Here is a 21,471-nt window from a genome sequence, read left to right as displayed (position 1 = left end):
GCTGCTACGGGTGGTTGGTGGGCAGCCTGCGGCGCGCTGGCCTGGCCGCGGTTCGGGGTCTCTCCCCCGTTCGCTGTCTTCGTCACGTGACGCTCACCTTCCGGCCGAACTTGCGGGCCGCGGGGGCCAGCGCGGCGGTCAGCAGTGCGGAGCCCAGGGCGCCCGTGCGGGCGGAGAGCGCGGCCTGGAGCGGGATCATGGCTCGGATGCCGCCGCCCACGGCACGCTGGGTGAGCTGCGGTGAGGGGTTGAGCGCGGCGTGGAAGAGGGGGCGGGCCGCGGTGGCCGCGTAGGTGGCGGCGAGCGCGAACTGGACGGCACCGCGAGCGCCGGTCCGCCAGGCACCGCCGGGCCTCCCCGAGGCAGAGCCCGGCACTCCACCGGGGCTCCCGGCCCTGCCTGCCGATCGGCCCACCGGTATGCCCGCTGGTTGGCCCGCCAGTCGGCCCACCGGTTGGCCCACCGGGCGCCCCGCCGGACGCCCCACCGGTACGCGTACCGAGGCGACCACCGTGCCGATCGTCGGGGCACCTGACGTCGGCGGCACCAGCGTGGAACCCGGCAGGCCGCGGGTGGCTGCTGCCCGGCGGCCTACCGGGAGTTGAGAGGACCCGGCGCCGGTACCGGCACCCGTGCCCGCACCGGCGTCACCCCTGCCGTTCCGGGCCAGCAGCTGCGCCAGCGCCACCGTCGCCGCGAGCGCGCACAGGGGGGCCGTCGTGGAGCCGCCCTGTGCCTCTCGGCGGGAGACCGCGGTCACCGCGAGGGTGTGGGCGCCCAGGACCAGGGCGGTGGGTATCGCCGCGCGGAGCCCAGGAACCGCGCCGGGGCGAGGGGGTACGGGCCGCCCCGAGCGGATCGCGCCCTCCCCGCTCTTCCCCTGCCTCACCCGCAGGCCCGGCACGAGCCGACCGGCAGGGCTTCCTCGTCTCGCAGCGGTCGGCGCGGACGTTGCCGCCGCCCCCAGGAGCAAGTCGAGGGCGCGGGCCGCTGCCATGGCGGCCGGGCCCGCCGGAGTGTGCTTCAGGCCCAGGTCGTACGCCCACACCGTGGCCGCCAAGCCACTCGCCACCGTCAGAGCGGGCCGCCCCGCGGCGGCGGCCAGGCCCAGGCCTCCCGCCGTCAGCGCCGCTGCCGCGCCCAGGGCGACCGGCGGGGCGATGCGGCCGGACGGCAACGGGCGGTGAGGGCGTTCGATCGCGTCCTCCTCGCGGTCGGCCCAGTCGTTGAGAGCCATGCCCGCCTCGTAGAGGGCGAGCGAGGCGGCGATGGCGAGGAGGGTGCTGCGGTTGGGGCGCAGTCCCGTGGCCGCCGCCCCGGCGAGTGCGTCGCCGGGGACGGTGAACAGGGCGGAGACCCGCAGCAGTTCGGCCCAGTCACGGCCGGTGCCGAGATTCAGGCCACCACCAGCGCCGACCCCAGTCCCAGGCCCTGTCCCAGTCCCCGAACCCGCATCCCCGCTGCTCAAGCCGACACCCCCCGCAACCGCGCCCCGAACCCGACAAGCGCCTCGTACTGCTCCGCGAGGGCCGATGAGGAGCCGTCGTCCGGGTCCTTGAAGTAGAAGCCCAGTTCGCCCAGCGGGCCAGAGAGGCCCAGTTCGTGGGCGCGGGCCACCAAGCGGGCCAGGTCCAGGATCAGTGGTGCCGCCAGGGCCGAGTCGCAACCCTGCCACGTCGTCTGCAGGACCATCCGCGCGCCGAGGAAACCGTCGAACGCGATGTGGTCCCAGGCGGTCTTCCAGTCGCCGAGGGACGGCACGTCGTCGATGTGGACCTCGCCCTCGGGGGCGGAGCCCAGCGTGTCGGCGAGGACCCGTTCCTTGCCCGCGTTCTTCGCCGCGGCCGCGGCGGGATCGGCGAGGGCCGCGCCGTCGCCGCCGCCCAGGAGATTCGTGCCCGACCAGGCGCGGACCGCGAGCGCGCGCTGGGCGAACATCGGGCCGAGGACCGAGCGCAGGAGGGTCTGGCCCGTCTTGCCGTCCCGGCCCGCGTAAGGGAGCCCGGCCGAGGCGGCAGCCGAAGCGAGCGCCGGGTGGTGCAGGCCCGCCGACGGGGTGAAGTTCACGTACGGGCAGCCCGCCCGCAGCGCCGCCGCCGCGTAGAGGGAGCTGGCGGGCAGCCTGTCCTCGCCCTGCACCGGCAGCGGTTCCGTCGAAGCCACGTTCACCACCACCGCACGGGCCAGCCCCCGGCGACGTACGAAATCTCGGAGGTCGGCGGCGAAGGACTCGATGAGTTCCTCGTCCGTCCTGCCGTCGGACTCCCCGCGGCGCGGTCCGCCCGCGCGGATCTCCGCGTCCGCCGCGGCCAGTTCCGCGCCCACCGCCGAGGGGACGCCGTGCGGGAGCACGCCCCCTGCGGCCAGTTCCTCGGCCCGCTTGGGCAGCGGGCACTCCAGCACGTCGTGGCCACCGAAGACCAGCGAAGACAACGTTGGCAGACCGCTGTCGGCGAACGGCGGAGTCTCCGTGACCATCCCCGTCGGCGGGTGCAGCCCGGCCGTCACGGCCGCGCACCCGGCGACTGCCGTCGTGGCGACCGAACCGCGCGCTCCGATCAGCCACACCCCCGTGCGCCCGCCACCCGAAGTGCCGGAAGAACCAGTAGTAGAAGGATTGGGCACGGCTGCCTCCTGTCGTACACGCGGCGAACGCGCGGGGGAAGAAAGACGGGGAAGAAGGGCGGCTGACGGAATGGCGGGACGACGGGAAGACGGAAGGTAAAGACGGCGGGCGGAGGTCCGGCGTCCTCCGCCCGCCGTCGTCTAGCGGCCCACGCCGGTGGCGCTGCGGGCCGGCAGGTCCTTCACCCGGATGTCGCGGAAGGAGACCTGGTCATCGCCACCATGGTTCTGGATGCCGATGTGACCGTCCTTCAGGCTCCTCGCCGGATCCGTGTTGGTGAAGTCGTTGATCTTCACTCCGTTGAGATAGATCCGAAGGCGTTCGCCCTCGACCCGGAGCTCGTAGGTGTTCCACTCCCCCGGCGGGTTCAGCGCCTTGTCGCGCTCGGCCAGGTCGGCGGATTTGAAGCCGTAGACGGAGCCGGTGGTCTTCTCCGGTACGTCGGTGGCGTCGATCTGGATCTCATAGCCGTTGTCCACGGCCGACCAGGGGTCGTCGGAGGGCGGGAAGCCCACGAAGATCCCGGAGTTGTCGTCGCCGTCCATGCGCCAGTCCAGCTTGAGGGAGTAGGAGCCGAGCTCCTTCGCCCCGTACCAGAGCATGCCCATGCCGCCGACGGTCTTCAGGGTCCGCTCGCCCTCGTTCAGCTCGAACGAGCCGGGACCCGCCTGCTTCCAGGCCTCCAGGGACTTCGCCGTGCCGTCGAAGAGGGGCGTGTAGCCCTTCTCCGGCCGGCAGTCGGCCTGCGCCGCGCCCGTCGCCCAGCGGATCCCGCCGAGCAGATGGGTGCGGTAGGCCGGATCGGCGAACGACTCCTTGGTGTGACCGCTGCCCGTGTAGAAGGAGCGGCCCCCTCGGTAGTCCTGGCACCAGGCGATGGGATGGTCGCCCGACATCGAACCGCCCGTGTAGGACGACTCGTCGAGCGAGGCGAGGACGTGGGCGCGGTCCCGGGGGTTGGAGCGGTAGTTGTACCACTCGTCGGTCCGGTCCCAGACCCCCGGCAGATGCGCCGTGGACGGGTGCCCGTGGTCCTCGACCCGCACCTTCGCGGGCTGGATCGCGGGGTGCGACTGGAAGTACGCACCCGCGAGCCCGCCGTAGAAGGGCCAGTCGTACTCGGTGTCGGCGGCGGCGTGCACGCCCACGTACCCGCCGCCCTTCTTGATGTAGCCCTCGAACGCGCTCTGCTGCTTGGCGTCGAGGACGTCACCGGTCGTGGAGAGCCAGATCACGGCGTCGTAGCGCGCGAGGTTCTTGGCCGTGAAGGCTTTGGCGTCCTCGGTCGCGTCGACGGTGAAGCCGTTCGCCGCGCCGAGCTCCTTGACGGCCGCGATGCCCTCGGGGATCGAGTCGTGGCGGAAGCCCGCGGTCTTGGAGAAGACCAGGACCTTCTCACCCGCCTTCTTGCCCTCCTTCTTGCTCTCCGGCTCGGAGGCCGCGGGGCCCGATACGCAGCCGATGAGCAGAGCTGCCGCGGCGCTCGCGGTGGCGATCCGTGCGGATGCGCGCATGGTGACCCCTTCCTCAGCTCGTGGTGAAGGTGAAGTCGTCGACGTCATACAGGGCTCCGGTGCCCTGCCCCTTGAAGACCAGGAAGAGCGTCGTGGTCTTCTTCGGCGCCTTGGACAGGGTCGCGCTCACGTCCACGTACGTCTCCCACCCGCCGGTCGGTGCGACCTTGGCCTTGCCCAGGAGCCTGCCGGTGGCCGATCCGCTGCGGACCTCGAGCGTGCCGCCCGCGCCGGCCGACGCGACGCGCGCGGTCAGCTTGGTGGCGTTGGCGAGGATGTAGGGCTTGAAGGAGATCCAGTCGCCGTTGTTGATGTCGCCGACCGTCTTGCCGCCGTGCGCCGGGGTGTGGTTGGTCACCGAGACGCCCTTGGAGTCGTTGAAGTGCTCTCCCTGGCGCTGCTTGGGCTGGACGACGTTCTGGTCGTGGGTGGTCAGCGCGGGCTGGCCGTTGGCGCCCTTGTCCGTGTACTCGGCGTCGAAGACCCCGAAGATGTTGGCGTTCGGGTCGTGCTCGCCGTCCGCGGACGTCTGGAGGGTGCCCTCGCAGCCGTTGGCCGTGGTCACCGGGTGGCCGTGGCTGTCGTGGCCCAGGATGTGGGTGACCTTGACCTTGGTGCAGTCGATCGGGCCGTCTTCCTTGTCGGTCACCTTCACCTTGAAGGGCACCTTGTCGCCGAAGGTGAACAGCTGCCCGTCACCCGGGAGTTCCAGGGTGACCTTGGGCGCGGTGTTGCCGACGGTGACGTGCGCGCTGGCCGAACCGGTGCGCCCGGTGGAGTCCTTGACGGTCACGGTCGCGGTGTAGACGCCGTTCTTCTTGTACGTGTACGAGGGGTTCTGCTGGGTCGACTTGCCGCCGTCGCCGAAGTCCCACGCGTAGGTCAGCGTGCCGCCGTCGGCGTCCGTGGCCTTCGCGGTGAACTTGGTCTTGAGCGGGGCCTGGCCGCTGGTGACGGACGCGCTCGCCTCGACGACCGGGGAGTGGCCGTCGGTGGCGTTCTCGATGCGGAAGAGACCGGAGTTCTCGTCGCCGCCGAACCAGGCGGTGCCGTAGTCAAGGACGTACAGCGCGCCGTCGGGGCCGAACTCCATGTCCATGATCTGGGTGCCGGTCCAGGGGAACGGGTTGATCTTCGAGACCGTGCCGTCCGCGCCCTGCTCGATGCGCTTGATCCAGCGCCGTCCGAACTCACCGGCGAAGAAGTCACCGTCGTAGGCCTCCGGGAACTTCACCGGGGAGGTGTTCGCCGCGTCGTAGCGGTAGACGGGGCCGCCCATCGGGGACTCGGAGCCGGAGCCGAACTCGGGGACGGATCCGCCGTCGTAGGGGATCCAGGCTTCCTGCGCGGCCGGCAGGTCGGTGATGCCGGTGTTGCGCACGGAAGTGTTCTTCGGCGCGGCGCAGTCGAAGGCGGCGCCGGAGGTCTGCGTGGCGAAGTCGTAGTCGATGTACGCGTCGTTCTTGCCGGTGCAGTACGGCCAGCCGAAGTTGCCCGGCTTGGTCACGCGGGCGAACTCGACCTGGCCCGCGGGGCCGCGCTTGGGGTCGGCCGCTCCCGCGTCGGGTCCGTAGTCGCCCACGTACACCGTGCCGGTGGGCTTGTCGACGCTCATGCGGAAGGGGTTGCGGAAGCCCATCGCGTAGATCTCGGGGCGGGTCTTGTCCGTGCCCGGGGCGAAGAGGTTGCCGTCCGGGACGGTGTACGAGCCGTCGTCGGCGACCTTGACGCGCAGGATCTTGCCACGCAGGTCGTTGCTGTTGCCGGCGCTGCGACGGGCGTCGAAGGCGGGGTTGCGGTCCGCGCGCTCGTCGAGGGGCGAGAAGCCGTCGGAGGCGAAGGGGTTGGAGTCGTCGCCGGTCGAGAGGTAGAGGTTGCCGTCCTTGTCGAAGTCGATGTCGCCGCCGACGTGGCAGCAGATGCCGCGGCTCGCGGGGACGTCGAGGACCTTCTTCTCGCTGGCGTTGTCGAGGGTGCCGTCGGTCTTCAGGACGAAGCGGGAGAGGCGGTTGACGCCGTCGAACTTCTTGAAGTCCTCGGCCGTGCCGGTCTCCGGGGCGTCGCCCGCCGGGGTGTCGAGCGGGGGCGCGTAGTAGAGGTAGATCGCCCGGTTCTCGGTGAACTTGGGGTCGAGGCCGACGCCCTGGAGGCCCTCTTCGTCGTGCGAGTAGACCGGTATCTTGCCCGCGATCTTGGTGTTGCCCGCGGCGTCCGTGAGGCGCAGCGTGCCGTCGCGGGAGGTGTGCAGGACCGAGCGGTCGGGCAGGACGGCGAGGGTCATGGGCTCGCCGGTCTCGGTCTCGCCCTTGGCGAGGGTGACCTGCTGGAAGTCCTCGGCCGCGGCGTCCTTGCCCGCGGCCGCCTTGTCCGCCTGGGCCTGGGCGGCGCGGACGGCCTCCGGGTCGGCGGCGTTGGCGGTGGGGACGGCGAGGGTGAGCGTGGCACCGGCCAGCAGGGTGCCGGTGAAGAGCGCGAGGGTCTTGCGGAATCTCAGGCGTTTCCTGTGCACGGGGGTTCCTCCGGAAGGGGGACGGTCGTACGCGGGTGTGGTGCGGGGGCGCCGGGCTCCGGGGTGCGCCGTCACCCCGGGGAAGGTTCATGTCCTGTACACATCAGGGACGGTAGCCACGTTTGTCTTGGACGGAAAGCCCTTGCACAGCAATGAAGTTCAGCTTTTTCCTTGGTCAGGACAAAGTGGCTGTGCGTGAGTACCGCGCGAGTACCGGTCGCGGGCGCTCGGTTCGCGGCGGCTCAGTTCCCGCCGAAGGCCGCGTCGAACGAAGCCGTCGGCGGCTCGAAGTCGAATGCCTTCAGCTTGCGAAGCGCCTCGGGCGCCCCCTGGAGGCGGTCCATGCCCGCGTCCTCCCACTCCACCGAGACCGGCCCCTCGTAGGCGATCGAGCCGAGCATCCGGAACACGTCCTCCCAGGGGACGTCCCCGTGGCCCGCCGACACGAAGTCCCAGCCGCGGCGCGGGTCGCCCCAGGGCAGGTGCGAGCCCAGGCGGCCGTTGCGGCCGTCCAGCCGGCGCCTGGCCTCCTTGCAGTCGACGTGGTAGATCCGGTCCCGGAAGTCGTAGAGGAAGCCGACCGGGTCCAGGTCCTGCCACACGAAGTGCGAGGGATCGAAGTTGAGCCCGAAGGCGGCGCGGTGACCGACCGCCTCCAGCGCACGGTGCGTCGTCCAGTAGTCGTAGGCGATCTCGGAGGGGTGCACCTCGTGGGCGAAGCGCACGCCCTGTACGTCGAAGACATCCAGGATCGGGTTCCAGCGCTCGGCGAAGTCGTCGTAGCCGCGCTCGATCATCGTCTGAGGCACCGGCGGGAACATCGCCACCAGATGCCAGATCGACGAGCCCGTGAAACCGACGACCGTGTCGACGCCGAAGGCCGCCGCCGCGCGTGCCGTGTCCTCGATCTCGCGGGCGGCCCGCTGCCGCACGCCCTCCGCCTCGCCGTCGCCCCAGATGCGGGCGGGCAGGATCGCCTGATGCCGCTCGTCGATGATCGCGTCACAGACGGCCTGCCCGACCAGGTGGTTGGAGATGGCCCAGCACTTGAGGCCGTACTTGTCGAGGAGCTGGCGTCGCGAGTCCAGGTAGGAGCGGTCGCTCAGCGCCTTGTCGACCTCGAAGTGGTCGCCCCAGCAGGCGAGTTCGAGGCCGTCGTAGCCGAAGTCGCGGGCGAGACGGCAGACCTCTTCGAGGGGCAGGTCGGCCCACTGGCCGGTGAACAGCGTGAAGTCGCGGGGCATGAACGGGGCCTCCTCAGACCGTGACGGGGGTGACGGGGGCGGAAGCGATGACGGTGTAGACCGAGTTCTTCGCCGCGCTCTCCTCGACCGCGGCGAGCACCCGCTGCACCGAGAGCCCCGCCGCGAAGGACGGTTCGGGCTGCTCCCCGGTGGCGATGGCGTGCAGCAGATCGCGGGCCTGGTGCACGAACGTGTGCTCGTAGCCGAGTCCGTGGCCCGGCGGCCACCAGGCCTCCAGATACGGATGTCCCGGCTCGGTCACCAGGATGCGACGGAAGCCCGATGACGTGGCGGGCTCCGTGTGGTCGTGGAAGGAGAGCTCGTTCAGGCGCTCCAGGTCGAATGCCAACGACCCTTCGGAGCCGTTGAGTTCGAGCCTCAGCGCGTTCTTGCGGCCCGCCGCGAAGCGGGTCGCCTCGAACGAGGCGAGGGCGCCCGACGGGAAGCGGCCGGTGAAGACCGCCGCGTCGTCCACCGTGACCTGGCCGGTCGCGGCGCCGCCCGCCGCCGTGAGCCCGCTCGACGCCCCGTCGAGCAGCGGCCGCTCCCGTACGAACGTCTCGGTCAGCGCCGAGACGCCCGCCACCGGCTCCCCCACCAGGTACTGCGCGAGGTCCACGATGTGCGCGCCCAGGTCGCCGAGCGCGCCCGAACCCGCGCGGTCCTTCCGCAGCCGCCACGTCAGCGGGAAGCCGGGGTCGACCAGCCAGTCCTGGAGGTAGCTGAGCCGCACGTGCCGCAGCGTGCCCAGGCGCCCCTCGGCGACCATCTGCCGGGCGAGCGCGAGGGCGGGAACGCGGCGGTAGTTGAAGCCGACCATCGCCACCTGCCCCCGCGTGCGGGCCCGTTCGGCGGCCTCGACCATCGCCTCGGCCTCCTCGACGGTGTTGGCGAGCGGCTTCTCGCACAGCACGTGCTTGCCGGCGTCGAGCGCGGCGATCGCGATCTCCGCATGGCTGTCGCCGGGGGTGCAGATGTCGATGATGTCGACGTCGTCACGGGCCACGAGTGCGCGCCAGTCGGTCTCCGCCGCCGCCCACCCGAGGCGGTCCGCCGCGGCGCGCACGGCGGAGCCGTCGCGTCCGCAGACCGCCGAGAGGACCGGCCGCAGGGGCAGATCGAAGACGCGTCCGACGGTGCGCCAGCCCTGGGAGTGGGCGGCGCCCATGAAGGAGTATCCGACCATGCCCACCCCCAATGGCCGCTTACCGGTCTCAGCCTCGTGTTCCGTCTCACGCATGCGGTACTCCTCCTCGTAAACGCTCGGTGGGGGGTGCGGACGCGCGCATCACTTGAAGCCGGTGGACATGTACTTGCCGACGTTTTCCTTGTCGACGACGGCCGAGTAGAGGGTGATGAAGGCCGGGATCTCGAACTCGGCCATGCCGCTGATGCCCTTGCTCTGCCCGAGCGCACGCGCCAGGTCGATGGCGGACGCGGCCATGGTCGGCGGGTAGAGCACGGTGGCCTTGAGCACGCTGTCGTCGGACTCGATGGCCTGCATCGCGGAGAGCGCGCCCGCGCCGCCGACCATCAGGAAGTCGTCGCGTCCCGCCTGCTTGATGGCGCGCAGGGCGCCCACGCCCTGGTCGTCGTCGTGGTTCCACAGGGCGTCGAAGTTCTTCTGCGCCTGGAGGAGCTGCGACATCTTCGACTGTCCCGACTCGACGGTGAAGTCGGCTGCCTGCCGGGCGACCTTCTCGATGTTCGAGTAGTTCTTCAGGGCGTCGTCGAAGCCCTTCGAGCGCTGCTTGGTCAGTTCGAGGTTGTCGAGGCCCGCCAGCTCGACGACCTTGGCGCTCTTCTTGTCCTTGAGCTTCTCGCCGATGTAGTGGCCCGCGCTCAGGCCCATGCCGTAGTTGTCGCCGCCGACCCAGCAGCGGTAGGCCTGCGGCGAGGCGAAGACGCGGTCGAGGTTGACGACGGGTATGCCCGCCTTCATCGCCTTCAGGCCGACCTGGGTGAGCGCCTTGCCGTCGGCCGGCAGGATCACCAGGACGTCGACCTTCTTGTTGATCAGCGTCTCGACCTGGCCGATCTGGGCGGCGGTGTCGTTCGAGCCCTCGGTGGCCTCCAGGGTGACGTCCGAGTACTTCTTCGCCCGCTCCTTGGCGTTGTCGTTGATCGCGTTGAGCCAGCCGTGGTCGGCCTGCGGTCCCGCGAAGCCGATGGTGACCTTCTTGCCGGGCTTGTTGTCGGCGACCTGCTGGCTCTTGTCGTCCGAGTCCTCGTCCTTGGCGTCATTGCTGGTGCACCCCGTGATGAGGGCACCTGACGACAGGGCGGCGGCTCCGAAGAGCAGTCCTCTGCGGCTCGCGAATGGGGATGTCTCTGGCATGGCGGTGAACCCTTCGGGTCTGCGGGTCTGCGGGTCAGGTATGGGAGGACGTGCGCCGCTGGACAAGGACCGCGGCGACGATGATCGCCCCCTTGGCGATCTGCTGGACGGCGGTCTCCAGGTTGTTGAGCGCGAAGATGTTCTGGATCGTGATGAAGATCAGTACGCCGAGCACGGAGCCGATGATGGTGCCCCGGCCGCCGGTGAGCAGGGTGCCGCCGATGATCGCGGCGGCGATCGCGTCGAGCTCGTAGAGATTGCCGTTGGTGTTCTGGCCCGACCCGGAGAGGATGATCAGCATGAAGGCCGCGATGCCGCAGCAGAGCCCGGAGAGCAGGTAGAGGTAGAGACGCTGCCTGCGTACGTCGATGCCGGCGAGCCGCGCCGCTTCGGCGTTGCCGCCGACCGCGACCGAGCGCCGCCCGAAGGTGGTGCGGTTCAGGAGCAGCCAGCCGACGACGGTGACGGCCGCGAAGACGAGCACGAGCGGCGGTATGCCGAGGATGTAGGAGTCGCGCTCGCCGAGCTTCAACACCCCGTCCACGGTGACCATTTGGGTCTTGCCGTCGGTGATCTCCAGCGCGAGGCCCCGGCCCGATGCCAGCATGGCGAGGGTCGCGATGAACGGCACCATCCCGCCGTACGCGATGAGCATTCCGTTGACGAGGCCGCAGGCCATGCCGACGATCACAGCGGTGAACAGGATGCCCGCCACGCCGTACTCCTGGGTGGCGACCGTCGTCGCCCACACCGAGGCGAGCGCGACGATCGCGCCGACCGACAGGTCGATGCCACCGGAGATGATCACGAAGGTCATGCCGACCGTGACGACGCCGATGACGGACGCCTGGGTCAGGATCAGCTGGACGTTGTCGGTGTCGAGGAACGAGTCGGGCTGGGTGATGCCGCCGATCAGGATCAGGACGGCGAGCACACCGAGCAGGGACAGCGTCCGCACGTCGGCACGTGCGGCGATGATCCGCAACGGGCTTGCGCCGTCCGCCGGTTGACTCTTCGATGCGTCGGGCCGTGGCGGCGATGCGGGCTGCGTCATGACGCCGGGCTCCCTTCGAGTACGAGGTCGAGTACGCGGTGTTCGTCCAGGTCACGGGCGGGGGCCGTATGGACGACGCGCCCCTCGCGCAGGACCAGGACGCGGTCGGCGAGGCCCAGGACTTCGGGCACTTCGCTGGAGACGAGCAGGACGGCGAGGCCGTCGTCGGCCAGGCGGCGGATCACGGCGTACAGCTCGGCGCGGGCGCCGACGTCCACGCCGCGGGTCGGCTCGTCGAGCAGCAGGACGCGGCAGCCGCGGAGCAGCCAGCGGGCCAGGACGGCCTTTTGCTGGTTGCCGCCGGAGAGGGTGCGCACCGGCGCGGAGGGGTTGTCGGGGCGCAGGGACAGCTCGCGGGTGGCCTTCTGGGCGGCCTTCCTCTCGGCACCCCGGTCGACCCAACCACCGCGCGAGAAGCGGGACATGGTGGAGACCGACACGTTGTTGGTGACGGACTCCAGCATCAGCAGGGCCTGCGCCTTGCGCTCCTCGGGGGCCAGGCCGAGCCCCGCGCGGACGGCGGCGCGCACGCTGCCGGGCTTCAACGCCTTGCCGCCGATCGTCACGTGACCACCGGTCGCCTTGCGCGCGCCGTAGATGGTCTCCAGGATCTCGGAGCGTCCGGAGCCGACGAGCCCGGCCAGGCCCACGATCTCACCGGGGCGCAGTTCGAGGTCGAGGGGTTCGAACTCACCGGTGCGGGTGAGGCCAGTGACCTTCAACACCACGTCTGTGGTGGGTGGTTCGGTCGGCCTGTCCGGGAAGACGTACTCGACGTTGCGGCCCGTCATCAGGGCCACGACCTCGCGGGTCGGGGTCTCCTTGGCGGGGAGTCCGCCCGCCACCGCCCGGCCGTCCTTGAGGACGGTGACGCGATCGCCGATGCGGCGGATCTCTTCGAGGCGGTGGGAGATGTAGACGACGGCGACGCCGTCCGCCGTGAGGTCGCCGACGATGCGGAAGAGGTTGTCGACCTCGTCCGGGTCGAGGGCGGCCGACGGCTCGTCCATGACGATGAGGCGCACTTCGTGGGAGAGCGCGCGGGCCATGGAGACGATCTGCTGATGGGCGGCGGAGAGTTCACCGACGAGTTTTCCCGGGTCGATCTCACCGTGGCCGAGTCGCCCCAGCAAGGCGGCAGTTGAGACCTTGGCCTCGCGCCCCTTCACGACGAAACCGGCCGCGGTCGGCTCATGCCCGAGGTAAACGTTCTCGGCGACGGACAGGTGCTCCACCAGATCGAGCTCCTGGTAGATGGTGGCGATGCCCAGGCGCATGGCGGCGATGGGCGACTTGAGCGTGGTGCGCTCGCCGCGCCAGGTGATCTCGCCGTCGTCGGGTTGGTGCGCCCCGGCGAGGACCTTGATGAGCGTGGACTTCCCGGCGCCGTTCTGGCCGAGGAGGCAGTGCACTTCACCGGCCTGGACCTCGAGGTCGACGCCGTCGAGGGCGCGGACGCCGGGGAACGACTTGGTGATGCCGGACATGGTGAGCAGTGGTGGTTCTGGTGCCATGACGGTTCCCTTGGGCGGGTCGGCGGGTGCGGCCGGTTTCAGGGCAGGGCGGGGTAGGGCGGTGGCGTGGCCCTGATGAGGGCGGAGCCTGTTTCGGGGCAGGGCGAGGCAGTGCGCTGTACTGGGTGAGGTGCGTGGCGTCGTACGGGCAGTGCTACGGGTCGTACGTGACGGTCAGGCCGGTGAGAACAGGTGGTCGCTGATGAGCCGGGCGCCGCCGATGACTCCGGCGGTCGGTCCCAACTCGCCTAGGACGATGGGGAGGTTGCCGGTCGCCAGGGGCAGCGACTGGCGGTAGACCTGCGTGCGGATGGCGGCGAGCAGCGTATGGCCGAGGCCGGTCACACCGCCGCCGATCACCACGAGGCCCGGGTTGAAGAAGCTGACGAGGCCCGCGATGACCTGGCCCGTGCGGTTGCCGCCCGCGCGGATGAGGTCGAGCGCTGTGGCGTCCCCGGCGGCGGCAGCCGCGGAGACGTCGGCCGCGCTGAGCTTCCCGGCGGCTTCCAGGCGCGTCGCGAGCTCCTGGGAGAGCCCTTGGCCGACGGCGTCCTCCGCGTCGCGGGCGAGCGCCGCGCCGCTGAAGTACGCTTCGAGGCAGCCCTTGTTGCCGCAGGCGCAGGGCCGTCCGTCCGGTTCGACCTGGATGTGGCCGATGTCGCCCGCGCTGCCGGTCACCCCTCGGTAGACCTCACCGCCGACGACGATCCCGCAGCCGATGCCGGTGCCGATCTTGACGCAGAGGAAGTCGCCCACGGAGCGTGCGACGCCCGCGTGCTGCTCCCCCATCGCCATCAGGTTCACGTCGTTGTCGACCATGACGGGGCAGCCGAGATCCTGGCTGATGGCCTCCCGTACGGGGAAGCCGTCCCACCCCGGCATGATCGGCGGGGCGACCGGGACGCCCTCGGGGAAGCGGACGGGGCCCGGGACGCCGATCCCGGCGCCGTCGAACCCTTCCGCGAGCCCGGAGGCCTTCAACTTGGCTGCCATGGCGAGGACTTGCTCGAAGACCGCGACAGGGCCTTCGCGCACGTCCATGGGCTGGTTGATGTGGCCGAGTACCTCCAGCTCGGCATTGGTCACCGCTACGTCGACCGAGGTCGCGCCGATGTCCACGCCGAGGAAGCGCAGGCCCGGGGCCAGGCGGATGTTGTGGGAGCGGCGGCCGCCGCGCGAGGCGGCGAGTCCGTCGGCGACCACGAGTCCGGTCTCCAGGAGCCGGTCCACCTCGACGGCCAGCTTCGACCGCGAGAGGTCGACCTGATCGCCCAGCTGGGCGCGGGAGTTGGGCCCTCCGTCACGCAGCAGCCGCAGCAGTCGCGCCTGGTGCGCATTGGCGGGTCGAGCCGTCATACGTCTCACGCGCCCCTCCCCGCCTCAGTGGGCAACTCACGTCGTCCAACTCGTCCCGCAGCGGCGGATTTTCGCCGTCGCGTCGGGCTTTCGAGGGGAACGTAGCAGCGCCTGCCGGGAGTGGGAAGAAGTTGCGCACGAATTACCCATGACTTTCTCCAGTCACAGGACAAAGAGGCGGACAGACGTGTCCCCGTCCGCCCCCGTAAGACCTTCGGGCCGACGCGTCAGGAGTCGCGGTCCCGCTGGTGGTACGTCTCGCGCGTGTGCTCCGTGTGGGCGCGCATGATCTCGGTGGCCCCGCGCTCGTCGCGCTCGGCGATCGCCGCGATCAGCTGCCGGTGCTCGATCCAGGACTGCTTGCCGCGCTGGCGGGCCACCGGGGTGTAGTACCAGCGCACGCGGCGGTCCACCTGCCCGGCGAGTTCGGCGAGGACGACGTTTCCGGCGAGCTCCATCACCTTGGCGTGGAAGGCCGCGTTGGTGGCCACCACCAGGTCCACGTCGCCGTCCGCGACGGCCTGCTCGCCCTTGGCGCACAGCTCTTCCAGGGCGGTGATCCCGGCGGTGCCCGTGTTGGCCGCGGCGAGCCGGGCGGCCTCCGCCTCCAGGAGCGTACGGACCGTGAGGAGCTGGTCCGCCTCCTCCTCGGTGGGCTCGTGCACGAACGCGCCCTGCGCGGGGCGCAGATCGACCCAGCCCTCGGTGTTGAGCCGCTGGAGCGCCTCGCGCACCGGCTGCCGCGACACCCCCAGGTGCCCGGCCAGTTCGCTCTCCACGAGGTGCTGGCCCGGCTGGAGCGCACGGGTCGTGATCAGTTCGAGCAGTGCCTCGTAGACCCGCTCCCGGAGCGGACCGGGGCGTTCCAGCTTGGGCACCGCCCCCTGCGGCAGTCCTGTGGACAACATCGCGGTCCCCTCCTCGACGATTGCCTTTTGTCTACAGTCTACTGAGCACAATGGCCAGCACCAGGGGGAGTTGGTCCGGTCACACGATGCGGCGCCGGGGATCGCCGCATTACGGGCAGCGGATGACCTGGCCCGCGTACGAAAGGTTGCCGCCGAAGCCGAAGAGCAGCACCGGATCGCCGTGGACGATCTCCCCGCGCTCCACCAGCTTGGACAGGGCGAGCGGGATGCTGCCGGCCGAGGTGTTGCCCGAGTTCACGACGTCGCGCGCGACGACCGCGTTGACCGCGCCGATCCGCTCGGCGAGCGGCTCGATGATGCGCAGGTTGGCCTGGTGCAGGACGACCGCCGCCAGGTCCTGCGGCGTGAGACCGGCCCGCTCGCAGGCCTTGCGGGCGAGCGGCGGCAGCTGCGTCGTCGCCCAGCGGTAGACGCTCTGCCCCTCCTGCGCGAACCGCGGAGGCGTGCCCTCGATCCGGACGGCGTTGCCCATCTCGGGCACCGAGCCCCAGAGCACGGGGCCGATGCCGGGCTCCTCGTCCGGGCCGCAGGCCTCGACGACGGCCGCGCCCGCTCCGTCCCCGACCAGGACGCACGTGGTGCGGTCCGTCCAGTCGGCCACCTCGGACATCTTGTCGGCGCCGATCACCAGGACGCGGGTGGCGCCCCCGGCCCGCACGGCGTGGTCGGCCGTGGCGAGCGCGTGCGTGAAGCCCGCGCACACGACGTTGATGTCCATGGCGGCCGGCGAGGGGATGCCCAGGCGGGCCGCCACCCGCGCCGCCATGTTCGGCGAGCGGTCGATCGCGGTGGAGGTGGCGACGAGGACGAGGTCGATCGCGTCGGGCGCCAGACCCGCGGCGGCCACGGCCTTGGCCCCGGCGTGCGCGGCGAGCTCGTCGACCGGCTCCTGGGGTCCGGCGATGTGGCGGGTCCGGATGCCCACGCGGGAGCGGATCCACTCGTCGCTGGTGTCGACCATGCCCGCCAGGTCCTCGTTGGTGAGGATCTTGGCGGGCTGGTAGTGGCCGACGGCGGCGATGCGTGAGCCGTGCATGAACGGGTCCCCCTTGATGCCGGAGATGCGGGACCGTCCAGTCTGGTCAGCGACTCACCGGTAACGGGACACGTAAAGCAACAGGAAACGGGCGTGGGGTTTGGACACTTCTCATCATCGCGTTACCCGGTGAACAGCTGTGTGGCCTTGTGTACGAGTTCATACACCCCATATGCGAGCGGAAGCCCCACCCAGAGCCAAGCACCGACGATCAGGGCACGACGGCGCGGCGGGCTACTTTGCGGCGTGCTGGTCGGTGTCGTCATGGGTGGCCTCCCTCGGGGCGGGGATGTGGTGGCGGGCGTGGACGGGACGGACGAACTCGTTCGCCACGAATCCGACGACAAGCAGCCCGATCATGATCGTGAGGGAGAGGCCGTAGAGCCCCGCCCCGTGTTTGCCGACCTCTTCCTGCCGGTCGGCGACCCAGTTCACGATCAGCGGACCGAGGACGCCCGCCGTGGACCAGGCGGTGAGGAGACGGCCGTGGATCGCGCCGACCTGGTACGTGCCGAAGAGATCCTTCAGATACGCGGGAATCGTCGCGAAGCCGCCTCCGTAGAAGGAGAGGATCACCAGCGCACAGCCGATGAAGAGCGGTTTCGAGGCGTCCCCGAACTGGACGATCAGCAGGTACATCAGTGCGCCGACGCCCAGGTAGACGCGGTAGACGTTCTTGCGGCCGATCAGGTCGGACGCCGACGACCAGCCGATGCGTCCGGCCATGTTGGCGGCGGAGAGCAGGGCGACGAAGCCCGCCGCGGCGGCGGCCGAGACCGGCGTCGCGGTGTCGGAGAAGAAGTCGGTGATCATCGGCGCCGCCTTCTCCAGGATGCCGATGCCCGCGGTCACGTTCATGCAGAGCACGATCCACAGGCACCAGAACTGGGGCGTGCGTACGGCGGCCTTCGCGGACACCTGCGGCCCGTCGAGCACACCGGGGGCGCCGGGCGCCCGTGCCCCTTCCGTACGCGGCACCCGCACGAGGAACACGCCGAGCGCCATGAAGAGGGCGTACGTGAGGCCGTGCACCAGGAAGGCGAGCGCGATGCCGTCGGAGTCCGAACCGAAGGAGTCCAGCATCTGCGCCGACCACGGCGAGGCGATGAGCGCGCCGCCACCGAAACCCATGATCGCGATGCCGGTCGCCATGCCGGGGCGGTCGGGGAACCACTTGATCAGGGTCGACACGGGTGAGATGTAGCCGATGCCGAGGCCGATCCCGCCGACGAAGCCGTAGCCGAAGACGATCAGCCAGTACTGGCTGATCGCCGCCCCGAGAGCCGCGATCAGGAAGCCGGACGAGAAGCAGACGAGCGCGACCGTCATCGCCCAGCGCGGGCCGTTGCGCTCCACGAGCGTGCCGCCGAAGGCCGCCGAGAGCCCGAGCATCACGATGCCGAGCTGGAAGGGGAGCGCGCTCTGCGTGCCGCTGAGGTCGAGCGCCGACTCCAGCGGGGGTTTGAAGACGCTCCAGGCATACGCCTGGCCGATCGAGAGGTGGACGGACAGGGCGGCGGGCGGTACGAGCCAGCGGCTCCATCCCGGAGGTGCGACGGGGGGCCTCATGATCCAGAACAGTAGGAATCAAGTGAGGAGTTGGGAAGAGGCCGAGCCGATTCCGTCGACGGTATGCAATGTGCCGCGCAACCCCTTGCTGGGCCAACTTCCATACTGTAGACAATATTCCATCGACCGTCATGGCATGCGATGACCACGGTCACGGCATGCGACGTCGACCCTGAGCCTTCTTCGGATCCCTCAACCGAACGGAGCGCGCCACCGTGAAAGTCGCAGTCCTCGGCGCCGGTGCGATCGGCGCCTACGTCGGAGCCGCGCTGCACCGCGCCGGTGCCGACGTCCATCTCGTCGCCCGTGGACCGCATCTCGCGGCCATGAGGCAGCACGGAGTACGTGTCCTCAGCCCACGCGGCGACTTCACCGCGCGGGCCCACGCCACCGACGACCCGGCCGACATCGGCCCCGTCGACTTCGTCTTCCTGGGCCTGAAGGCCAACTCGTACGCGGCGTGCGGGCCGCTGATCGAGCCGCTCCTGCACGAAAAGACGGCGGTGATCGCCGCCCAGAACGGCATCCCCTGGTGGTACTTCCACCGGCACGGCGGCCCGCACGACGGCCACCGCGTCGCGAGCGTGGATCCCGAGGGTGCGGTCAGTGCGGTGATCGCGCCCGAGCGGGCCATCGGATGTGTCGTCTACGCGGCGACGGAGCTCGAAGGCCCGGGAGTCGTCCGGCACCTGGAAGGCACCCGGTTCTCCATCGGGGAGCCCGACCGCTCGCGCTCCGAGCGCTGCCTCGCCTTCAGCGAGGCGATGCGGGCGGGCGGGCTCAAATGCCCCGTCGAGCCCGAACTGCGCGGCGACATCTGGATCAAGCTGCTCGGCAACATCTCCTTCAACCCGATCAGCGCGCTCTCCCGCGCCACGATGCGCGAGATGTGCCTGCACGGCGGCACCCGCCGCGTCATCGAGATCATGATGAACGAGACGCTCACCGTCGCGGCAGCACTCGGCTGCCGCCCCGAGATCTCCGTCGAACGGCGCCTGGCGGGCGCGGAGCGCGTGGGCGACCACCGCACCTCCACACTCCAGGACCTGGAGCGCGGCAAACCGCTGGAACTCGACGTGCTGCTCGCGGCCGTCGTGGAACTCGCGGAGATCACCGAGGTCCCGGTGCCGACGCTGCGCACCGTCCACGCCATCTCGGACCTGCTGGCCGACCGCACGAGGAGCGCGGCATGAGCGAGAACATGAGGAGCGCGGCATGAGCAGGAAACGGGACCGGGTGCCCAAGACGTACGCCCGGCTCACCCACCCCCTCGTACGCGACTCGCGCGACGAGCCGCTGCGTCGGGCCACCTGGGACGAGGCGCTGACCCGGACGGCGGCCGGACTGCGAGCGGCACGCGGCGCGTTCGGGATGTTCTCCTGCGCCCGCGCCACCAACGAAATGAACTACGTGGCGCAGAAGTTCGCCCGCGTGGTGATGGGCACGAACAACGTCGACTCCTGCAACCGCACCTGCCACGCACCGAGCGTCGCGGGTCTCTCGGCCGCCTTCGGCTCGGGCGGCGGCACCTCTTCTTATGAAGAGGTCGAACACACCGACCTGATCGTGATGTGGGGCTCCAACGCCCGCTTCGCGCACCCGATCTTCTTCCAGCACGTCCTGAAGGGCATCAGGAACGGCGCCCGGATGTACGCGGTCGACCCGCGCCGCACCAAGACCGCCGAGTGGGCGGAGAGCTGGCTCGGCCTGAACGTCGGCACGGACATCCCGATGGCGCACGCGATCGGCCGCGAGATCATCCACGCGGGCCTGGCCAACCGGGCGTTCGTCGAGCGGGCCACGTCCGGCTTCGAGGAGTACGCGGCCCTGGTCGAGCCGTGGACGCTCTCGCTCGCCGAGAAGGTGACGGGCGTACCGGCCGTCGCCATCAAGGAGTTGGCGCACGCCTACGCCCGCGCCGAGCGGGCCCAGCTGTGCTGGACGCTCGGCATCACCGAGCACCACAACGGCACGGACAACGTCCGCGCGCTGATCAACCTCTCGCTCCTGACCGGCCACGTGGGCCGCTACGGCTCGGGCCTCCAGCCCCTGCGCGGCCAGAACAACGTGCAGGGCGGCGGCGACATGGGCGCGATCCCCAACCGGCTGCCCGGCTTCCAGGACATCCTCGACCCGGAGTCCCGGCTGAAGTTCGAGACGGCGTGGGACACGGTCATCGAGCCGCGCTACGGGCTGAACCTGACGGAGATGTTCGAGGCGATGGAGGAGGGGGCGCTCAAGGCCGTCTACTGCATCGGCGAGAACCCCGCCCAGTCGGAGGCAGACAGCGAACAGGCGACGCGGCGGATGCGGGCCCTGGACTTCTTCGTCGTACAGGACATCTTCCTCACGAAGACGGCCGAGTTGGCCGATGTCGTGCTGCCCGCGACCGCCGCCTGGGCGGAGACCGACGGCACGACGACCAACAGCGAGCGGCGGGTGCAGCGGGTGCGCAAGGCGCTTCGCCCGCCCGGTGAGGCGCGCGAGGACATCGACATCCTCTGCGATCTGGCCGAACGGCTGGGCCACGACTGGAAGTACGCGGACGCTCAGGCGGTCTGGGACGAGCTGCGTTCGGTGTCGCCGGACCACTGGGGCATGACGTACGACCGCTTGGAGTCCCTTCAGGGCATCCAGTGGCCCTGCCCGTCGGAGGAACGGGTCGAACCGACGTACCTTCACGGGCGGTTGTGGGACGCGGACCCGGAGCGGCGGGGTGCGCTCGCGCCCTTCGGGCTCGTCGCTCACGACCCGCCGGTGGACCTCACGGACGAGACCTATCCGATCCGCCTGACGACGGGTCGGCGGCTCGACTCCTACAACACCGGTGTGCAGAGCGGGAGTTTCGCCTCTCCGCTGCGGCGCGGCGAGTACGTCGAGCTGTGCCCGGAGGACGCCGAGCGGTACGGGGTCGTGGTCGGCGAGGAGGTCCGGGTGTCGTCGCGGCGCGGCGCGGTGACGGCGCCCGTGTGGGTGGACCCCGGGCTCCGCCCCGGCCTGGCCTTCATGACCATGCACTTTCCCGACGAGGTCGACACCAACCAGCTCACGATCGAGGCCAATTGCCCGATCGCGGGCACGGCGGAGTTCAAGGCGTCGGCGATACGTATCGACAAGCTGTCCGTGCCGGTTCGCCAGTGAGGGTGAGGGTGAGGTGACGTATGGATCTGCACTTCGGTGACAGCAAGCCGACGGACGAGGAGCGGGAGGCCGTGGACGCGGTACTCGGACCGCCCGATTCGGCGTGGGAGGGTGCCGCCGACCGCAGCGAGGCGGATCTGCGCTGGGCGCGGGGTGGCCGGGCGGCGCGGGAGCGGCGGGATGAGCTGTTGCCGGGGCTGCACGCGCTCAACGACCGCGTGGGGTGGGTGAGCGAGGGGGGTCTGGACTATCTCTGCCGGCGGCTGATGGTGCCTCCGGCGGAGGGGTACGGGGTGGCCACGTTCTACTCCATGTTCTCGGTGCGGCCCCGTCCTGCGACGGTGGTGCGGGTGTGTACGGATCTGGCGTGCGGGGGCGGGGCCGAGCTGTGCGGGGAGGTGTCGGCGCGCCTTGGCCCCACGTCCGGGGTCGCCGTCGAGCAGAGCCCCTGCCTGGGGTTGTGCGAGAGGGCTCCGGCGGCGTTGGTGGTGCGGGCCGGTATGCCCGCGGCTCAATTTTCCCCAACCCCGCCCCTTCCCGAAAACCTGCTGGCGCAGGGGCCTGGCGTTACCGCCAATCGCCTTGACGGCTCGTCCTCAAACGCCGGACGGGCTGATTCCCAGCCCCTCCGGCGTTTGAGG

Annotated in this window: 16 protein-coding genes; 3 read left to right on the top strand and 13 right to left on the bottom strand. The window is 70.5% G+C overall.

What is annotated here, in order from left to right; genetic code table 11:
• Nucleotides 1-82: 82 nt before the first annotated feature.
• The 13 genes from ACFUPX_RS40100 to ACFUPX_RS40040 all read right to left on the bottom strand — a co-directional run bounded on the left by ACFUPX_RS40100 (nt 83) and on the right by ACFUPX_RS40040 (nt 17,689).
• Nucleotides 83-1,399: an SCO3242 family prenyltransferase gene (locus tag ACFUPX_RS40100; RefSeq protein ID WP_383333961.1), complete on the bottom strand. Its 1,317-nt coding sequence runs from the start codon at nt 1,397-1,399 to the stop codon at nt 83-85.
• Nucleotides 1,400-1,464: 65 nt separating this feature from the next.
• Nucleotides 1,465-2,625, bottom strand: coding sequence for an inositol-3-phosphate synthase (locus tag ACFUPX_RS40095; protein ID WP_383333949.1), 1,161 nt, complete (start codon nt 2,623-2,625; stop codon nt 1,465-1,467).
• Between the two features lie 141 nt (nt 2,626-2,766).
• The gene (locus ACFUPX_RS40090; protein ID WP_383333947.1) at nt 2,767-4,140 is read right to left on the bottom strand and encodes a ThuA domain-containing protein; all 1,374 of its coding nucleotides are present in this window, start codon (nt 4,138-4,140) and stop codon (nt 2,767-2,769) included.
• Nucleotides 4,141-4,153: 13 nt separating this feature from the next.
• Nucleotides 4,154-6,649 (bottom strand): PQQ-dependent sugar dehydrogenase, encoded by a 2,496-nt coding sequence (locus ACFUPX_RS40085; protein ID WP_383333945.1) that lies wholly within the window; start codon nt 6,647-6,649, stop codon nt 4,154-4,156.
• A gap of 242 nt (nt 6,650-6,891) precedes the next feature.
• Nucleotides 6,892-7,893 carry a sugar phosphate isomerase/epimerase family protein gene (locus ACFUPX_RS40080; protein ID WP_383333943.1) on the bottom strand — a complete coding sequence of 334 codons (1,002 nt, stop codon included), beginning with the start codon at nt 7,891-7,893 and terminating at the stop codon, nt 6,892-6,894.
• A gap of 13 nt (nt 7,894-7,906) precedes the next feature.
• A complete protein-coding gene (locus ACFUPX_RS40075; RefSeq protein ID WP_383333941.1) occupies nt 7,907-9,133 on the bottom strand; it encodes a Gfo/Idh/MocA family protein in 1,227 nt (408 codons plus the stop codon).
• A gap of 48 nt (nt 9,134-9,181) precedes the next feature.
• On the bottom strand, nt 9,182-10,231 hold the full coding sequence (locus tag ACFUPX_RS40070; RefSeq protein WP_383333939.1) for a substrate-binding domain-containing protein: 1,050 nt from the start codon (nt 10,229-10,231) through the stop codon (nt 9,182-9,184).
• Nucleotides 10,232-10,265: 34 nt separating this feature from the next.
• Nucleotides 10,266-11,285 (bottom strand): ABC transporter permease, encoded by a 1,020-nt coding sequence (locus tag ACFUPX_RS40065; RefSeq protein ID WP_383333937.1) that lies wholly within the window; start codon nt 11,283-11,285, stop codon nt 10,266-10,268.
• A complete protein-coding gene (locus tag ACFUPX_RS40060; RefSeq protein ID WP_383333935.1) occupies nt 11,282-12,799 on the bottom strand; it encodes a sugar ABC transporter ATP-binding protein in 1,518 nt (505 codons plus the stop codon). Before ACFUPX_RS40060 ends, ACFUPX_RS40065 begins: the two co-directional genes overlap by 4 nt.
• 174 nt (nt 12,800-12,973) lie before the next feature.
• Nucleotides 12,974-14,155: an ROK family protein gene (locus ACFUPX_RS40055; RefSeq protein ID WP_383333933.1), complete on the bottom strand. Its 1,182-nt coding sequence runs from the start codon at nt 14,153-14,155 to the stop codon at nt 12,974-12,976.
• A gap of 227 nt (nt 14,156-14,382) precedes the next feature.
• A complete protein-coding gene (locus tag ACFUPX_RS40050) occupies nt 14,383-15,063 on the bottom strand; it encodes a GntR family transcriptional regulator (RefSeq protein WP_383333931.1) in 681 nt (226 codons plus the stop codon).
• A gap of 109 nt (nt 15,064-15,172) precedes the next feature.
• Nucleotides 15,173-16,120, bottom strand: a complete 948-nt coding sequence (locus ACFUPX_RS40045; protein WP_383333929.1) for a beta-ketoacyl-ACP synthase III — start codon at nt 16,118-16,120, stop codon at nt 15,173-15,175.
• Between the two features lie 234 nt (nt 16,121-16,354).
• Nucleotides 16,355-17,689: an OFA family MFS transporter gene (locus ACFUPX_RS40040; protein WP_383333927.1), complete on the bottom strand. Its 1,335-nt coding sequence runs from the start codon at nt 17,687-17,689 to the stop codon at nt 16,355-16,357.
• 215 nt (nt 17,690-17,904) lie between these two features.
• Between ACFUPX_RS40040 and ACFUPX_RS40035 the strand changes: the two genes are divergently transcribed.
• The 3 genes from ACFUPX_RS40035 to ACFUPX_RS40025 form a co-directional block, all read left to right on the top strand.
• Nucleotides 17,905-18,882: a 2-dehydropantoate 2-reductase gene (locus tag ACFUPX_RS40035; protein WP_383333925.1), complete on the top strand. Its 978-nt coding sequence runs from the start codon at nt 17,905-17,907 to the stop codon at nt 18,880-18,882.
• 22 nt (nt 18,883-18,904) lie between these two features.
• On the top strand, nt 18,905-20,830 hold the full coding sequence (locus tag ACFUPX_RS40030; protein WP_383333923.1) for a molybdopterin oxidoreductase family protein: 1,926 nt from the start codon (nt 18,905-18,907) through the stop codon (nt 20,828-20,830).
• A gap of 20 nt (nt 20,831-20,850) precedes the next feature.
• On the top strand, nt 20,851-21,471 hold a 621-nt coding region (locus ACFUPX_RS40025), incomplete at its 3' end, for an NAD(P)H-dependent oxidoreductase subunit E (RefSeq protein WP_383333921.1).

Origin of the sequence: Streptomyces sp. NPDC057302 (assembly GCF_042667685.1) — a bacterium.
Lineage (GTDB): Bacteria > Actinomycetota > Actinomycetes > Streptomycetales > Streptomycetaceae > Streptomyces.
This window is presented reverse-complemented; position numbering and strand designations above follow the sequence as displayed.

Bases quoted from the DNA above. Each gene is read 5' to 3' on its own strand.
- ACFUPX_RS40065 (WP_383333937.1), bottom strand. From the start codon at position 11,285: ATGACGCAGCCCGCATCGCCGCCACGGCCCGACGCATCGAAGAGTCAA.
- ACFUPX_RS40030 (WP_383333923.1), top strand. From the start codon at position 18,905: ATGAGCAGGAAACGGGACCGGGTGCCCAAGACGTACGCCCGGCTCACC.
- ACFUPX_RS40060 (WP_383333935.1), bottom strand. From the start codon at position 12,799: ATGGCACCAGAACCACCACTGCTCACCATGTCCGGCATCACCAAGTCG.
- ACFUPX_RS40080 (WP_383333943.1), bottom strand. From the start codon at position 7,893: ATGCCCCGCGACTTCACGCTGTTCACCGGCCAGTGGGCCGACCTGCCC.
- ACFUPX_RS40070 (WP_383333939.1), bottom strand. From the start codon at position 10,231: ATGCCAGAGACATCCCCATTCGCGAGCCGCAGAGGACTGCTCTTCGGA.
- ACFUPX_RS40045 (WP_383333929.1), bottom strand. From the start codon at position 16,120: ATGCACGGCTCACGCATCGCCGCCGTCGGCCACTACCAGCCCGCCAAG.
- ACFUPX_RS40050 (WP_383333931.1), bottom strand. From the start codon at position 15,063: ATGTTGTCCACAGGACTGCCGCAGGGGGCGGTGCCCAAGCTGGAACGC.
- ACFUPX_RS40090 (WP_383333947.1), bottom strand. From the start codon at position 4,140: ATGCGCGCATCCGCACGGATCGCCACCGCGAGCGCCGCGGCAGCTCTG.
- ACFUPX_RS40075 (WP_383333941.1), bottom strand. From the start codon at position 9,133: ATGCGTGAGACGGAACACGAGGCTGAGACCGGTAAGCGGCCATTGGGG.
- ACFUPX_RS40040 (WP_383333927.1), bottom strand. From the start codon at position 17,689: ATGAGGCCCCCCGTCGCACCTCCGGGATGGAGCCGCTGGCTCGTACCG.
- ACFUPX_RS40055 (WP_383333933.1), bottom strand. From the start codon at position 14,155: ATGACGGCTCGACCCGCCAATGCGCACCAGGCGCGACTGCTGCGGCTG.